The organism is Peribacillus psychrosaccharolyticus ATCC 23296, assembly GCF_000305495.1.
GTDB classification, from domain to species: domain Bacteria; phylum Bacillota; class Bacilli; order Bacillales; family DSM-1321; genus Peribacillus; species Peribacillus psychrosaccharolyticus.
This window is the reverse complement of sequence record NZ_AJTN02000206.1, coordinates 21,621-37,631: the sequence shown is the minus strand read 5'-3', so window position 1 is coordinate 37,631 and position 16,011 is coordinate 21,621. Positions and strand designations below refer to the sequence as shown.

General features: G+C 37.7%; 18 protein-coding genes. 1 reads left to right on the top strand and 17 read right to left on the bottom strand.

Features of this window, described 5'->3' with window-relative positions; translation table 11 throughout:
* Positions 1 to 141 precede the first annotated feature (141 nt).
* The 5 genes from WYK_RS14415 to WYK_RS14395 all read right to left on the bottom strand — a co-directional run bounded on the left by WYK_RS14415 (position 142) and on the right by WYK_RS14395 (position 3,944).
* The gene (locus tag WYK_RS14415; protein WP_040375172.1) at positions 142 to 570 is read right to left on the bottom strand and encodes a DUF2621 domain-containing protein; all 429 of its coding nucleotides are present in this window, start codon (positions 568 to 570) and stop codon (positions 142 to 144) included.
* A gap of 536 nt (positions 571 to 1,106) precedes the next feature.
* Entirely contained in the window at positions 1,107 to 1,619 is a 513-nt protein-coding gene (locus tag WYK_RS14410) for a GNAT family N-acetyltransferase (protein ID WP_040375171.1), read from the bottom strand.
* 456 nt (positions 1,620 to 2,075) lie between these two features.
* Positions 2,076 to 2,558: a CcdC family protein gene (locus WYK_RS14405; RefSeq protein WP_040375170.1), complete on the bottom strand. Its 483-nt coding sequence runs from the start codon at positions 2,556 to 2,558 to the stop codon at positions 2,076 to 2,078.
* Between the two features lie 118 nt (positions 2,559 to 2,676).
* Positions 2,677 to 3,036 carry a response regulator gene (locus WYK_RS14400; RefSeq protein ID WP_040375169.1) on the bottom strand — a complete coding sequence of 120 codons (360 nt, stop codon included), beginning with the start codon at positions 3,034 to 3,036 and terminating at the stop codon, positions 2,677 to 2,679.
* Between the two features lie 200 nt (positions 3,037 to 3,236).
* The gene (locus tag WYK_RS14395; RefSeq protein WP_040375168.1) at positions 3,237 to 3,944 is read right to left on the bottom strand and encodes a cytochrome c biogenesis CcdA family protein; all 708 of its coding nucleotides are present in this window, start codon (positions 3,942 to 3,944) and stop codon (positions 3,237 to 3,239) included.
* Positions 3,945 to 4,197: 253 nt separating this feature from the next.
* Here WYK_RS14395 and WYK_RS24000 point away from each other — a divergent pair, with 253 nt between their 5' ends.
* Positions 4,198 to 4,353, top strand: a complete 156-nt coding sequence (locus WYK_RS24000; protein WP_081704894.1) for an aspartyl-phosphate phosphatase Spo0E family protein — start codon at positions 4,198 to 4,200, stop codon at positions 4,351 to 4,353.
* 130 nt (positions 4,354 to 4,483) lie between these two features.
* Here the strand turns inward: WYK_RS24000 and WYK_RS14390 are convergent, their stop codons facing one another.
* The 12 genes from WYK_RS14390 to WYK_RS14335 form a co-directional block, all read right to left on the bottom strand.
* Positions 4,484 to 4,903, bottom strand: a complete 420-nt coding sequence (locus WYK_RS14390; RefSeq protein ID WP_040375167.1) for a MaoC/PaaZ C-terminal domain-containing protein — start codon at positions 4,901 to 4,903, stop codon at positions 4,484 to 4,486.
* 15 nt (positions 4,904 to 4,918) lie between these two features.
* Positions 4,919 to 5,368 carry a MaoC family dehydratase N-terminal domain-containing protein gene (locus WYK_RS14385; RefSeq protein ID WP_040375166.1) on the bottom strand — a complete coding sequence of 150 codons (450 nt, stop codon included), beginning with the start codon at positions 5,366 to 5,368 and terminating at the stop codon, positions 4,919 to 4,921.
* 29 nt (positions 5,369 to 5,397) lie between these two features.
* Positions 5,398 to 6,159, bottom strand: coding sequence for an SDR family NAD(P)-dependent oxidoreductase (locus WYK_RS14380; RefSeq protein WP_040375165.1), 762 nt, complete (start codon positions 6,157 to 6,159; stop codon positions 5,398 to 5,400).
* Positions 6,160 to 6,250: 91 nt separating this feature from the next.
* Positions 6,251 to 7,786, bottom strand: a complete 1,536-nt coding sequence (locus WYK_RS14375; RefSeq protein ID WP_040375164.1) for a class I adenylate-forming enzyme family protein — start codon at positions 7,784 to 7,786, stop codon at positions 6,251 to 6,253.
* Positions 7,787 to 7,820: 34 nt separating this feature from the next.
* Positions 7,821 to 8,990 carry an acyl-CoA dehydrogenase family protein gene (locus WYK_RS14370; RefSeq protein WP_040375163.1) on the bottom strand — a complete coding sequence of 390 codons (1,170 nt, stop codon included), beginning with the start codon at positions 8,988 to 8,990 and terminating at the stop codon, positions 7,821 to 7,823.
* A gap of 15 nt (positions 8,991 to 9,005) precedes the next feature.
* Positions 9,006 to 9,896 carry an MBL fold metallo-hydrolase gene (locus tag WYK_RS14365; RefSeq protein ID WP_161629138.1) on the bottom strand — a complete coding sequence of 297 codons (891 nt, stop codon included), beginning with the start codon at positions 9,894 to 9,896 and terminating at the stop codon, positions 9,006 to 9,008.
* Between the two features lie 151 nt (positions 9,897 to 10,047).
* Positions 10,048 to 11,526: an alpha-N-arabinofuranosidase gene (locus WYK_RS14360; protein WP_040375162.1), complete on the bottom strand. Its 1,479-nt coding sequence runs from the start codon at positions 11,524 to 11,526 to the stop codon at positions 10,048 to 10,050.
* A 267-nt stretch (positions 11,527 to 11,793) separates the two neighbouring features.
* Positions 11,794 to 12,162 carry a hypothetical protein gene (locus tag WYK_RS14355; protein WP_040375161.1) on the bottom strand — a complete coding sequence of 123 codons (369 nt, stop codon included), beginning with the start codon at positions 12,160 to 12,162 and terminating at the stop codon, positions 11,794 to 11,796.
* 443 nt (positions 12,163 to 12,605) lie between these two features.
* On the bottom strand, positions 12,606 to 12,821 hold the full coding sequence (locus tag WYK_RS14350) for a YneF family protein (protein WP_040375160.1): 216 nt from the start codon (positions 12,819 to 12,821) through the stop codon (positions 12,606 to 12,608).
* An 86-nt stretch (positions 12,822 to 12,907) separates the two neighbouring features.
* The gene (gene sirA, locus WYK_RS14345) at positions 12,908 to 13,348 is read right to left on the bottom strand and encodes a sporulation inhibitor of replication protein SirA (RefSeq protein ID WP_040375159.1); all 441 of its coding nucleotides are present in this window, start codon (positions 13,346 to 13,348) and stop codon (positions 12,908 to 12,910) included.
* Between the two features lie 150 nt (positions 13,349 to 13,498).
* Complete coding sequence (gene tkt, locus WYK_RS14340) at positions 13,499 to 15,505, bottom strand: transketolase (RefSeq protein ID WP_040375158.1); 2,007 nt, start codon at positions 15,503 to 15,505, stop codon at positions 13,499 to 13,501.
* Between the two features lie 248 nt (positions 15,506 to 15,753).
* On the bottom strand, positions 15,754 to 15,990 hold the full coding sequence (locus WYK_RS14335) for a DUF896 domain-containing protein (RefSeq protein WP_040375157.1): 237 nt from the start codon (positions 15,988 to 15,990) through the stop codon (positions 15,754 to 15,756).
* Positions 15,991 to 16,011: the final 21 nt, after the last annotated feature.

The following is a 16,011-nucleotide window of genomic DNA, read 5'->3' as shown; positions in this document are numbered from 1 at the left end:
TCGTTAGCTATGTTAGTATTATAGCAAAAATAAGAGGATTTTCCGTACATTCGTTCCTAACAAACTTTTGGAAGTTCCTATACTATCCAACAACAAAAAAGACAGGTTCCCCCAGAGGACCTGTCTTATTTTCCGTTCCATTTAACCAAAAAGATGTTCATATGGATTCATATTCACTTGACGTTCGAGTAATTTTTTTCGTAAAAATTTATGATCACGTTTAGGAGTCGCAATAATATATCCACGAATCACCAAATCCTCAGTGATGGCCGAAGCCCTTTCCCTGACAGCAAGTTCCCCAATCTTACCCGCAATCTTTTGTTTAGCCACATCCCTGAATAGTTCAGGAACAGGTGAAACCAAATCAGAAAGTAATTCCTTTTGTTCAGCTGTCCACAGATGAATTGTTTGATTCACATAATATTCTTCCCAATCCATATCAGATTTACCGTCTTCCTTGGGAAATCTTTTAAGAAATTTACGAAACATGAAAAATCCGCCGATAAACATCGAAGTTATGAGAATAACAACCCAGAATAAAATAAACCATAAAAACCAGCCCTCAAGCACGCTTTTCACCCCAGATTTAGTTAGTAAGTAATTCCATTATAGTCATCTTCCCTTGGCATTACAAGCAATCAAATACAACAAAGCCTCTGTTAAATAACGTAAAATCATAATATAAAACTTAAAATGGGTAACAGTAGAATAGTGATTAAAAAGAAACCAACGATAAAGTAACCAATATATTTTAATGGTCTTGGTACTTCCAAGTCTGTATTGCCAAGATTTGAAACATTTCCTTCAATCTTATTCATATGATCTATTGCATCATTAAAAGGCTTTTATCCTCGTCCATCCTCAACCCGCTCCTTTTTAGTACATATTAGTCCCTTCTCTAATACCTCGTAGTTGAAGAAGGCATTATCCTGATATAATTCATACCTGTCGCAATCTTCTATCCAATCATTATATTGTTTGTAGATCCCTCATATTGCGTAGAGCAGTTCTTTTAATCGAACTCCCATGCATTGATTTTACCATATTTAACCAATAATAAATCTTATTTTAGTTAAATTAGAAATACTTTTTCTTCATTGGGCTTTTTAATGTGTACGATATTCATCTTCTAAGATACTCATTTCCCATAAACTCCAATACTCATCACCAATTTTACTAGAATCTCTATGTAACCCCTCTTTGATAAACCCTGCTTTTTCATAACAAGCAATCGCACTACTATTAAAATCAAATACACCAAGACTAACTCGATGTAAATGAAGTTCGTCAAATGCAATTTTAAGGATTTCATTTAACATTTGTTGACCGATTCCCTTACCTCTAACCTTCATATCACCGACTAAGACCTTTCCTATTCTAGCAGATTTGTTTTTTCTATCGATTCTCCCTAAAGAAATATGTCCAATAGCAACTCCAGTGTCACGTTCAACTACTTTAAAAACCAAGGTATCAACATTTTCGATATATTTTTCTAACTGTTTTTCCGTTAAAGGGAATTCAAAGGCCGGACCTCCCCATTGCAGGAGAAATTCAGGTGAATCCACCCAATCAATAAGCAGCTGGAAATCAGCTTTCTCAAACACTTTAAGTTCAACCATATGCCAGCCTCCTCATTGCTTTCTTTAAATACAATTCTTTTGCGTTCATATTCAAATTGTTTTTCCCAATCAAGGTTATAAACACTAAGATTAACAATTGGTGTCGTCATATTGGTCCTACCTATAAATTTAAGCTCTTTAATGTTATTCTATAACGCTGACCAAAAACCTTCTTCAACAAAAAGGACACTAATCCAAAACAATATTAGACCAAAAAATAGTAACCGTTACGGATTGCATTGGGAAAATTGTGATTAGAAGCTATTGACGAAACAAAAGAAACCCTCGTCTTAATTGATGAAAATGCCACTCTCCTTTGATGGGAGAGCGGCATTTTTCATCTCTAATCAATTTTCTTTATGTAACTGCAACGACATACAGTTTAGATAGATATTATTTTTCTTTAACATAGAAAAAAAGCTATTATCATGTTTCGATAATAGCTTTTTGATTCACTCAGGCTTTCCCTATAGGTGAATTTGTGAGAAATTCTCGTTGTACTTTCTTGAACTGGTAAACCATCGCCAGCCGCCATGGAACAATCATGGAAAAAGCTAACAAGAAAAACATGCCGCCCAATGGGCCTACATCTATTGTTGCGCTAAGGAAAAATTTCGCTGCTGTTCTAATGACTAAAAGCGTGATTAAAATTAGGGCAAATGCCTTTGATCTCTTAAGGTATATTTGGTCATCGCGCACTTCAAAATTAGACGTTTTTATTAATAAGATGGAAAAGAGCATGCCTACAAAAACAGCTTCTATAATTTCACTTCCGGTCAGCCGGAACATTGGAATGAAAAACATTAGAGCCCCTGTACTCATGAAAAAGGGTGGTAAGATAATCTTTTTTATGGATGTGGGCCGATTTGCTGCCTTCATTCTCACAAACATTACCGATATTCCCATGATCAAGGCTAGGGCAGTTGAAATCCATATCACGTGCAATCATCCTTTTATCTTAATAAGATATGTTCTTTTATTATTATATACTACCCTTTGCAATTAGCAAAAAAAATCATAAAAAAAATAAAAAAACCGTTTAGACTCGTCTAAACGGTTAATCTAGGACTCGGCTAACGGCTTCAATTACCCTGTTTTCATCAAAAGGTTTAACAATAAAATCCTTTGCTCCTGCTTCGATCGCTTCTACTACCATTTTCTGTTGTCCCATTGCAGAGCACATAATGACAAGCGCATCAGAAAATTCGGTCGTTATTTGTTTCACCGCTTCGAGTCCACTCAATACTGGCATGGTAATATCCATTGTGACAATATCTGGCTTTAATTCACGGAACAAGCGAATGCCTTGCTCTCCATTTTCTCCTTCACCAATTACTTCATGTCCGGCTTTTATCAGTATATTAGAAAGGGTCATTCTCATAAACTTTGCATCATCAACGATTAGTATTCTAGACATAATTGAATCCTCCCCTTCTTTTAATAACAAACTAAAACGACATGAGTAGACTAAACAAAAACAGTTACCGCAGGATAATTATGTAAAATATGTAATTTAAGAGATAATAAAGCACTACTTACCTTTAAATATATCGGACTAAAGAACTAATTTCAATGCATTTATGCATAAAAGTTAAAATTTAATGTCATTTGTCTTCATTAAAACCCTTGAAAACCACCCATTACGTTAACAAATAAAGAGGTAATTTTAGTCATCCAATCGAAGAATAAAATAATTCCCATTACAATCATAAGGTAACCACCGATTTGCATGATGTAATGATTATATTTCTTAATCCATTTCAGCTTTCCAATAAAAAAGGAAAGAACGAAAAACGGAATGGCAAATCCGAGAATATAAGCTAGCATATAGACCATTGAGGAACCGGGGTTGCTTGCTGCCAATCCAATTACCGCCATCAAAATAGGACCCATACAAGGTGTCCATCCCGCTGCAAACGCAAGACCAATCAATACCGATCCAAAATAACCTGACGGCCGATTTTTAAAATCAACGCGGCGCTCTTTCATTAAAAATTCAAAATTTAATGCCCCTATAATCACTAAACCAAAGAAAACAATCAAAATAGCACCAATTTGACGGATTAAATCTTGATATTTAGAGAAGAACTCTCCAAAAATCGTTGATGTTGCTCCTAAAGCAACGAATACTAATGAAAAGCCAATTAGAAAAAATAAAGTATGCAGCAAACTGCGTTTTTGAAGCATAGCATTCTCAGATTTAAGCTGACCAACACTCATTCCGGTTATGTATGATAAAAAGGCTGGATAAAGCGGCAAGCAGCAAGGAGAAATAAAGCTTAAAAATCCCGCTCCAAATGCTAAAAATACGTTTACATCATTCAAGATCGTCAACTCCTATTTAATATCTATCATCATTCTAACAAAGCAAAGAAAAAAAGATATTTAACGTTTTGTGAACAATCTCAATCTAGCATTCTTATTATTTATATGTCGTGTTAAAATAATAAGATGTAGTTTAAATAAATTGAATATATTTCCAAATGATATTATACTTGTACTAGCCCCATTAAAGGTAAGTATTCACTGCCCTGCGGTTAACATTCTGCAGGAACAGTTCCAGAAAGGATAAGCAGCTGTGACAAAAAATGAATTACTTGAACATATCGAAAATAAGCGAACTGAACTGCAAAATATTGTGTTAAAAAACGGTTTAGATTCTCACATAACCATCCTGTACAGTCAAGAATTGGATCAGCTGCTTAATCAGTATGACCATTCTTTTTTACGATAAACAATCTTTAACTCTCTGGAAATAAAAAATAATAGCAAGGCACACGGCCTCAACATGTAAAAACCCACGAACTAAATAAATTAGTTTTCGTGGGTTTTTTATAGTCGTATCGTTTGACCAATCCTACTACTTAAAAATAATGAACGAGGCATACTCCAGACGTAACCTTCTCACCATGTTGGTTACGAACAATTACCTCGAATTCTGTTTGCTGACTATCATCCGATACTGAACTTACTTTTCCACTGCATGTAAGTGTATCTCCAGGCTTAGCCATTCGGCTGAAGCGAACTGAAATCTTTTTTATATCACCATGTTCTGCAAGAATCTCTCTAACATACTTCCCGATAAAGCCCATACTTAACATTCCATGAGCAATCACCCCATCAAGACCTGCCTTTTCAGCGAAGCTATCCACAGTATGCAGGGGATTAAAGTCACCCGATGCCCCTGCATATTTAACAAGCTGCACTCTTGTGATAGGCGGATTTACTAGTTCAGGAAGCTCCTGCCCTTCTTTTAAACGCGAAAATAAAAGCTGTTGTGCCATTCCATTCCCTCCCCCTTATAAACTTTGGCGGTAAACAATTGTTGATTTGCAGGTAACGACTGGCTGCTTGTCAATATCATTTGCTCTTGTTTCAACAACAATAAAGGTCATGGCCCCTGAATTCCCTTTCCGATCAAAAACATTGGTAATCTCACTTTGAACCCAATACTGTGCACCTGGTCTAATAGGGCGGTGAAATTCATATTCCTGTTCCCCATGAAGGACTCGACGCATCTCAAAGCCTTCTATGCCGTCAAACGGGCTTTCCTTTCCCATCGTCAACGTAGTTGCAAACGTCGGAGGGGCAATAAGTCCATTAAACGCTGTTTCAACAGCAAAATCTTCATCTACGTATAAAGGAGAATCATCTCCAACTGCTTCCACAAACCGCCGGATATGTCCTTTCTCAACCTCATATTGATATATCTCAGTTTTTTTGCCTATCAAGCTCTGATCAATCGCCATTTATCATTCTCCTTTCATCAAACAATTGCTTATATGGTCGGTCTCCCTGCTACGTATAATGTCTGTCCGGTCACGTATGATGCTTCTTCTGAACATAAAAATGCCGCTGCATTTGCAATATCTTCCGGTTCTCCAGCCCGCTTAATGGCCAACTGTGACAATGACCCTTGAATCATTTGTTCCAAGGTAATTCCCATTCTCTCAGCTGTAGCCTTCGTCATTTCTGTTTTAATAAAACCAGGTGCAATAGCATTTACATTAATACCAAATGGCCCGAGTTCCAAAGACATCGTCCGAGTTAATCCTTGCAGCCCAGCTTTAGCGGCAGAATAGTTTGCCTGACCGCGATTGCCGAGTGCAGAAGTTGATGATAAATTAACGATTTTTCCGTACTTTTGGGCTACCATATGTTTTTGAGCTTCACGCGAGCATAAGAAACTCCCCTTTAGATGGACATCCATAACGGTGTCCCAATCGGACTCTTCCATTTTAAACAGCATATTATCACGAATAACCCCAGCATTATTCACGAGTATATCGAGCTTACCGAACTCTTCCACAACTTTGTTAAATGCTGTCTCCACTTCCTCAGCGTTTGCAATATTTACTTTCAAAGCAATCGCCTTTCCACCCTCATCCTTGATTTCCTGTGCCAGCATACTTGCACCATCATAATCTACATCCAAAACCGCTACTGCTGCACCTTCGTGGGCAAACTTCCGAGATATAGCTGCTCCGATCCCTCTAGCTCCTCCAGTTACGATGGCTGACTTTCCTGTAAAACGATTCATAGTTTCTCTCTCCTTCATCATGGATGTTATTTATTCATCCTACCTAATTCGATAACAAGGATTCTTAATCCTGCTGAATCCTTGTAATCGATTACATTTCATTTGGAACACTCTGTTTACCGCTAAGGGATGAACGCAGGTGATTTTTTAAAATTTTACCAACGCCATTCCGAGGAAGTGCATCTAGAAATACAATTTTCGTAGGTGTTTTATTTTTAGCAAGGTGTTCTTGACAGTATGCTATTAATTCTTGTTCAGTTAATTCACTTTCTGAATTTTTCACCACACAAGCTACTACCTGCTCTCCCATTTTTTCATCAGGTAAGCCAATAATCGCTGCTTCGGAAACCCCTTTATGATGATTTAATATTTCTTCCAGATCCCTGGGATAAATATTAAATCCTCCCCTAATTATTAAATCTTTTTGACGGTCAACAATGAATAGATAGCCATCTTCATCTATTTTCCCGAGATCTCCTGTATGGAGCCAGCCATCCTTAATGGCCTTTTCCGATTCCTCCCGGTTGTTGTAATATCCAGGTGTAACATTATCTCCGCGGACCACCACTTCACCTACGTGGCCAACCGGAAGTTCTGCCCCATTTGCAGCTATAATTTTGAGCTCTACTCCAGGAATGGGTATACCAACAGATCCAGGTTTGTATTCCATTCCCTTGCGCTGTGCAGTAACAATAGCTGAGGCTTCCGATAAACCGTAACCTTCATGAATGTCTGCTTTGAATTTCTGTTGAAAGGCATGGATTACGCTGATTGGCAGCGGTGCGGATCCGGAACCAATGTATTGAAAACTAGATAGATTATAATTCTCTGAGTCTGGTGAACCTAAAAGCGCATGAATCATTGCAGGTACAGCTGAAAATGAACGCACTTTGTATTTTTCAATCGCTTCAAAAATCCCTTTAGTATCAAATTTAGCGAAAATCACGATTGAACTTCCCGCAATAAAGGCTATATTAGAAAGTGTTAAGCCATATGCATGAGCAAGCGGCAATATTCCAAGGGTTGTCCCCCGCTCTGATTCACTATGTTTATACGAACTAAGTGCATTTGAATACAAATTCTTATGAGTCTGGCGTACACCTTTTGGCTGCCCAGTCGTTCCTGACGTATAAAGAATTACGGCCGTTTCTTCTTCATTTGGCTCACATTCCATTAGGGTTGTCTGATGAGACTTGTTCATTAATTTGAATAAGTTCAGGATTTTATCATTTTCCATTTCGTCGATTGAAATGAGAATAGGACTTTCCTTTAACCCTATCATTCCTTCTTCAATTTTATTCCGAACTAGGGAGGAAGTAATTACAGCCTTCGCTCCACAATTAGCAGCAATAAAATGAATTTCCCGCGAGTGAAGAGTGAACATAACCGGAACGATTATGGCACCTGCCCGAGTAATACCTTGATAACAAAAAAGCACTTCAGGGCAATTAGGCATACAGACAATTACTCGGTCACCTGCAGCTAAACCTAGAGCTTTAAGCCCCGCTGCAATCTTCATAGCCTGTTCTTTAACCTCAATATTTGTATAGTGTTTGTCCCGGTCATAAAGCAGCGGATATTCCCCATAGGTTTTGATATTTTCTTCAAGAAGTTGTGTTAGATTCATTAAAAATCTCCTCCTTAAGAATAGTAGAAACGCTCTAGGCCATCAATTCCCCTACTTTGACATTTCCTTTTAATAAATTCCGGGAAATGATATGACGTTGAATTTCATCTGTTCCTTCAAAAATTCGCCAAACACGCATTTCTCTGTACCAGCGCTCAATTGGCAATTCTTTCGTATACCCCATACCTCCGTGGATTTGCAGCACACGATCGACTACACGATTTGCCATATTTGTTCCATATAGTTTTGCGATAGAAGAATAATGACGGTTATCACGCCCCTCTTCAGCAAGCCATGCAGCATGGAGAACCAGCCAACGAGTGGCTTCAATCTCTACAGCAGAATCTGCAATCATCCACTGAATAGCCTGACGTTCTGAAATTGGCTTACCAAATGTGAACCGTTGGTGTGAATAGTCGATGGCCATCTGCAGGAGTCTTTCCGCAGCACCCAATCCTCTTGCCGGAATAATCCAGCGCCCTTGCCCAATCCATTTCATCCCCAGTGCAAAGCCTTTGCCTAGTTCCCCCAGAATATTTTCTTCTGGTACACGTACATTATCAAAAACGAGTGACGCCGGGCCCCACTCACCCATCGTATGAATATATTCCGAATGCCAGCCCATTTCTCGATCAACTAAAAAGCAGGTTACCCCGCCTTGAGGGCCCTTTTCACTATCTGTAATCGCAAACACCATGGCAAAATCGGCTTCATTTCCATTGGTGATAAACACCTTTTCACCATTCAGAACCCAGTCGTTTCCATCCTTAACTGCTCGCATAGTAATATTTGCAGCATCAGAACCAGCTGTTGGTTCCGTAAGTGCAAAGCATGACTTTTTCTCACCATTTATGACCGGTAGCAGATAGTTTTCCTTTTGTTGTTCATTACAATAATAAAGAATATTGTCGGCAGAACCGCCAAAACTAAATGGGACAAATGTTCTCCCCAGCTCCATCATAATTAATGCGGTCATTGTCGGTCCCAAATCAGCTCCGCCAAATTCTTCCGGCGTATTAATTCCCCAAAATCCCATATCCTTTGCCTTACTTCTTAATTCAGCAATTTTCTCCTCAGAAATTCCCGGCTTTCCATCCCTTTCGTTACGCAGTACTTCTGCTTCTAGCGGGAACAGTTCTTTTTTAACAAAACTTCTTACGGTTTTCTGAATCATTTTCTGTTCATCAGTTAATGAAAAATCCATGGTTTCCCCTCCAATTTACGTACGTATTGAATAAATATCTATGGCATTTCTTTGCTGACAAATGGTTTTCCCTCTTACTTCAAGCAATTCTAAATGCCCTTGTATTTGTGATAACCCCAAATACACCGCAGAGCCTTTTAATTTAGGGTAGATTTTCTGACAAAGTTGATATACTGTTGCATCGCCCTCTTCAAGGACAGCTAATATGCGCGAACACCGCTTATCGTGTTCAGCCAATCTTTTTTCAACTAAAGCTTTGTGATTAGTAATTACATGCCCATGACCAGGATAGACTGCTTTTAGCGGCAACTTATGCATTTTTTTAAGTGATTTACGATATTGAAGCAAGGTTTTGGGCTTCTCTGCCGTTCCTGGATCTGGAGGTTCAATGAAAGCGTTTACAGATATATCTGGAAGTAAAAGATCTCCGGCAAGTGCCAACCCTTCCTGATTATAAAATAAAAGATCCGTCTGACTGTGCCCTGGTAAATACTCTACGATAAAATCAGAACCGCCCATCTTTATATACTCATTCTCTTTCACATACCGAATCTCCTGCCAATTTAATTCCCGATAGGATTGGGTTTTGCGTTCGGTAATGGCAGCCCCGCTTCGATGGAGAAATTCCTGATAAAAAGCTTGCTCTCTAGTAAACTCTTCTTCCCCTCCTTCAATCACATGTCTCGCCTTTTCATGAACATATACAGGAATAGATACCTCGTTTTGAATACGAGCTACACCTCCTGAATGGTCGATATGCATATGCGTTAATATAATGTGATCTAAATCTGAGAGGCCATATCCTTCAAGGGCAATCAAACGTTTTAATTGCTCAAACGAAGAACCATCCAGATTGCCTGTATCGACCAATGTGACGGTTTCTCCGACCACAAGGAACGCATTCACTGATCCTTCAGCAAAACTAGATTCTAAGGTTAATGGTATAATCTGAATGAAAATCCCTCCTCTGCTTCCGGTAATCCCGATGTTGGTCTCACTTACTGATCCTTTTGGACTAAAGAAAATTCGGCAACTTCGATATATATATAAAAACAAATTATATGATAGTTAGAACAACTACTGACATAGGTGGTAATTTGACTTCTATGGCATTATCAATCATTTTTATGCTTTTTAATTCACTAGGAACTACTACGTTAGGGTCTTCAAATGTATTATGAGCATTCATTTTATCAGCATTTAAAATTTTAGTCTTAATGTCACTAGTATGTATATCAAATGATGGTATCTTCAGTCCACAAACCGTTTCTTCATGTAGATCTAAATTACATAAACTTATGGTTATTTCACCTGCTTCACCTTTGGATGCAGAAATACTGATTTGGGGAATCTCATTAGTGTCTTCCTCTTTCTTTTCAATGGAAAGCAATTTTCCATCCTGATGCCCTTTAAACATTTCAAATACATGGTAGGTAGGTGTTAAGACTAATTTCTCTTCTTCTGTAAGAATCATTGCTTGCAGTACATTAACTGTTTGAGCAATATTAGCCATTTGTATACGCTCACACTGTTCTTGGAAAATATGAAAATGTAATGCTGTTATTAAGGCGTCACGTATTGTGTTTTGCTGATATAAAAACCCCGGATTAGTCCCCTCTTCTACATCAAACCAAGTTCCCCATTCATCAATAATTAAGCCTACTCGCTTCTCAGGATCGTATTTATCCATGATTTCCCCGTGTTTTGAGATTAACTCTTTCATAAAAAACGCTTTTTTCATTGTATTTTGCCATTCATCTTCAGTAAAATTAGTTGCAGAACCTTTCTCATGCCAAGATTCACCCGTGATCGTGTAATAATGAAGACTAAGACCATCAAGTAAGTCACCTGCATTTTTCATTAAAACTTCGGTCCAGTGATAATCAGATGTATTTGCACCGCCAGCGATCTTATAGAGTTTATTTTCACCATAATTCCTTACGTATGTTTGATAACGCCTGTATAAATCAGCATAATACTCTGGAGTCATATTTCCTCCACATCCCCAGCTCTCATTACCAACACCAAAATAGGTTAAGTTCCATGGTAAATCCCGTCCATTTTCCCTTCTCCAATCAGCCATAGAGGATTCGCCTTCAAATGTCATATATTCCACCCATTCTGACATTTCTTGAATAGTTCCACTTCCCACATTTCCACAAATATAAGGTTCACAATCAAGCATTTCGCACAACATCATAAATTCATGTGTACCGAAATGGTTATTTTCAACTGTACCACCCCAATGCGTATTTACCATTCTCTTTCTTTCACTACGAGGTCCAATACCATCCTTCCAATGATACTCATCCGCAAAGCATCCACCCGGCCAGCGAAGTACTGGAATCTTGATTTGCTTTAAAGCTTCAACAACATCTAATCGAATTCCCTGTTTGTTTGGAATAGAGGAATCTTCTCCTACCCAAATACCTTCATATATTCCTCTGCCTAAATGTTCGGCAAAGTGACCATAAATGTTCCGATTAATTGTTCCAAGTTCTTGGTCTAAATGAATGGTAAATAACTGCTCCGACATTTCCCTTCCTCCTAATGTTGGAAATTTCAGAAAATAATAATCAATATATACTCTCAAAAAACTACAACACACACACTATTATATCTAAAGATAATCGCACATTCATCTATTTTACATTTTTTTCTTGTCTAATAAATCATTTAGCCAAGTTATCTATGTAATTGAATTTCTTTCTGAACAAGAGACTGCCTATTTTAGTAGCTGGAATCTTTGTTTTAGCAAAAGAAGTTTTATACGAAATAATTTACCATTCTTATTTGCTAGTCCTCAAGATGGACTATAATAAGAAACCGTACCATCTTTGCCTAAATAAAATTTATAATCGCGTCCATCATCTTGTAGCCATTCTACACCTGCAACGCCCTCTGGTAATGTAATTTGTTCATGTATTTCCTTTTCTCCACATCCGCTAAAAGGCTGAAAGATAACATCAACCACATCCATCTTTTCATGTGCTCTTCTTTTTGTTATATTCTTTTGTATAGCATCTAGGAATAGAAATAGTGCCAGTGCTTTTAGCATACATGAGATAATTAGAAGCAGATAAAGGTATTTATTAGAATGAAGTTTATCGATATCGCTGAAGATGGTAAAACACTCGTTTTGCTTGTTGACGGTGACAAAATTACATTTCATAGAGAAGACTCCAATAACTAATAAACGCTATCCGTTTTGGATAGCGTTTATTTTTTCGTATGAAATGTCTAGCAGTGACCACGTTTTGAGAACCAAAATAAGTATAGCTTCACCAAAAGATTCATTTTGGCTATACTGTATCCGTTTTTACCTGATCTTTAACTGCTTATATTTATTCCACTTGTTTATCATGTTTTTAGAAGTAAAACCTTTTTCTCGGCAATGGCACCAAGCCTCTAATACATCTTCAAACAACAAAAGAACCCCCTTCTCTGGTTTAGTTTCCACTTCAGAGAAAGAGGTTCCGGATTGAAAAGATGAAAGATTAAGATAGGATAAATACTTGATAAAAAATCACTCTTCAAGGTTTTATCTGTTTCTAATTATCTCATATTTACTAAAAGTAACTGGCATATCTCAACAAAACCTTATTATGTAAGGTTTTATTTCGTTTGCTGTTTGCTCATAGCGCTCATCATTTGGTTAATTTTCTTCTGGGACGGTTTCATTCCCATTTGCATCATCATCATTTTTAACATTTGTTCGTTAATCGGCGGATTTTTTTTCAAATAGTCCATCATGTATTTACGAGCTATGAAAAATCCGAGTGCTAACCCAGCAAGTAATGCCAGGACACCAACTAGAATGTATACCCACATACTATCTTTCCTCCTTCATGTTGTCTATAAACAGTGTACTAGACCAAAGATTATTATACAATACTTCAAGCCAATATGCCCTATCTTTAGACAAATTTTCTTTCTTTGACGGGTTTTAGCCACCCAAAATGCTTGTTTTCAAAATCTAACGCTAAAAACCCAGATTCACATTTTCGAATACTTTCAAAAAATTCAGTTTCCGCTTCGTAGGTTCCTTCAGATTTTAAATGCAGATAATCTTTACCGATTACTAGTGCTGCTTTACTTGTCCCATTTTTAGTTTCGGTATAATACACCTCATTTTCAGATACATGATCATGCGTCGGATTCCTTCTCTCAGAAAGTGCCTTAGACAATTTACTAAATGGTATGTCTCTCGTCACGTATTCGATTTGTTTTTGCAAGATACTTTTATGGTAACCATTTGATTTAATATATTCCAAAAACAAATTGAAAAACAATTTTTCTCTGCCGTAATAATGCATGGCGAATTCATCTTCAATCAGATAGATCTGATAATTTCTCATAAAATTGCCTCCCTGCATTCCTTTTTACTATTATATAAGCATGTCATGAAAAGGTATGTTGAATCATGGAGGAAACCCTTACTATTTTTGTCGAATAATCATTTTATATTATAAAAGCTGACACCATAAAGGTGTCAGCCATATTTTTACTTATTCTTGAACGAGTGCTTTCACGCGTGAGACTACATTATCAACAGTGAAACCAAATTCTTCCATAATTTTATTCCCTGGAGCAGAAGCACCAAAACGGTTAATGGCAAGAATTTCACCTTCATCTCCTGTATAACGATCCCATCCGAATGGTGAAGCCATTTCAATACCTAGACGTTTTTTAACAGCTGGGTTTATAACACTTTGTTTGTATTCTTTAGACTGATCTTCAAAACGATCCCAAGACGGCATACTGATAACAGCTGCATCAATATTTTCTTCTGCTAATTTTGCTTGTGCGGAAACAGCAAGATTAACTTCAGAACCAGTAGCGATTAAAAGTACATCAGCTTGTTCTTTTTTAGAAGCAGATACGATGTAACCACCTTTTCTTACACCCTCATACGCCAATTCAGCCGTATTTTTAAGTGTTGGAAGGTTTTGACGAGTAAGGATAAGCGCTGTAGGACGATCAGATGACTCAATAGCTGTTCTCCATGCTGCTGCTACTTCATTACCATCTGCTGGACGAATAACACCTAAATCCGGCATAGCACGTAATGCTGCTAATTGTTCAACTGGCTCATGGGTAGGACCATCTTCACCAACTGCAACACTGTCATGAGTAAATACATACGTTACAGGTAATTTCATAATGGCTGCAAGACGAATAGCTGGACGCAGGTAGTCTGAGAATACGAAGAACGTTCCGCCAAAAGCATGCACGCCTCCGTGAAGCATCATTCCGTTTAGAGCTGCACCCATGGCAAATTCCCGAACACCAAACCAGATATTACGGCCAGAATAGTCAGCAGGAGTAAAGTCTTCCGCACCTTTGATCATCGTATTATTTGAACCAGCTAAGTCAGCTGACCCCCCGAACAAACTAGGAAGATTTTTTGAAATGCCATTTAACACTTCTCCGCTTGAAGCACGAGATGCAAGACTTTTTCCTTCTTCATAAACTGGAATATCTTTATCCCAACCTTCAGGAAGTTCGTTGTTAATGGCTCCCTCTAATTGCTGAGCAAGTTCTGGATAAGCCGTTTTGTATTCACTGAAAAGTGTATTCCACTCTGTTTCTTTATTACTTCCAGCTTCAACACAAGCCTTTTGGAAGTGTTCATAAACTTCTTCTGGTACATGGAAATCTTTTTCAAATGTCCATTTGTAAGCATCTTTTGTTAGTTTCAATTCATCAGAACCAAGCGGTGCGCCATGAACTGCTGATTTACCAGAACGGTTTGGCGAACCATAACCAATTACAGTCTTCACTTCAATAAGAGTTGGACGCGTTTCATCTGTTTTAGAGGCTTCTAGCGCTTCAGCAATCGCAGTTAGATCATTGCCATCCTCAACACGCAGGTATTGCCAGCCATAAGCTTTAAACCGGTCTTCAACTGATTCACTGAAAGACTTATTCAGATCTCCATCTAACGAAATATCATTTGAATCATATAGAACTACCAGACGGCCTAATTTCAAGTGAGCAGCGAGTGAAGCTGCTTCAGCAGAAACACCTTCCATTAAATCGCCATCTCCACAAATACCATATGTATAGTGATCAACAACATTGTATGAGTCACGATTATAAGTAGCAGCCAAATGACGTTCTGCCATTGCCATACCAACTGCCATTGCAATCCCTTGACCAAGTGGTCCTGTTGTTGCATCAACACCAGCTGTGTGACCAAATTCAGGATGTCCAGGTGTTAAGCTGTCCCATTGGCGGAAACTTTTTAAATCATCAATTGTTAAACCATATCCAGCTAGGTGTAATAGACTGTATAAAAGCATAGAACCATGACCAGCAGACAATACAAAGCGATCGCGGTTAAACCACTTTGGGTTTTTCGGATTATGGTTCATAAATTGGGTCCATAGTGTATATGCCATTGGTGCGGCGCCCATCGGCATCCCTGGATGACCAGAATTAGCTTTTTCAATAGCATCAATAGAAAGTGTACGGATTGTGTTAATTGAAAGTGTATTTATAGAATTAGACATAAGTAAACATCCTTTCTTTCTCATATTCCTCTTTATATTATAGTGCAAACTAAATAAAAACAACTATATTACCTTGATCTAAAAGGGGATTGTGAATAATTGATGAAGAATTATATCTTCCGGTACGTCTTCTCAAAAACTTATTCTAGTATAGAATGAACTAAAAAAAGAATTACATTCAAAATGTAATCCCTTTACAGCTGATTTAATTCTATCCCTTAAATTTAGTAACAGGTAAAATCAGTAGATTAATGAAGTTTATTTTTATTTTCTTTTATCATTTTTAATTTTTCTGGGGTAACGTCATTACCTTCAGGATCAACAACAGTGACATTCTCCAAGGTATCTGCCATTGACTTTCTAAACGTCTGAAGGTATTCCCCTCTAAGTTGTGTCTGCTCTTTTGCTTCTTCTTGTGTTAGACCAGCATCTTTAGACTTTCTTGAAAGTTCATTAATCCTTGCCATTTTATCTTTTGATAACATGATTGTACTCCTTTATTATAT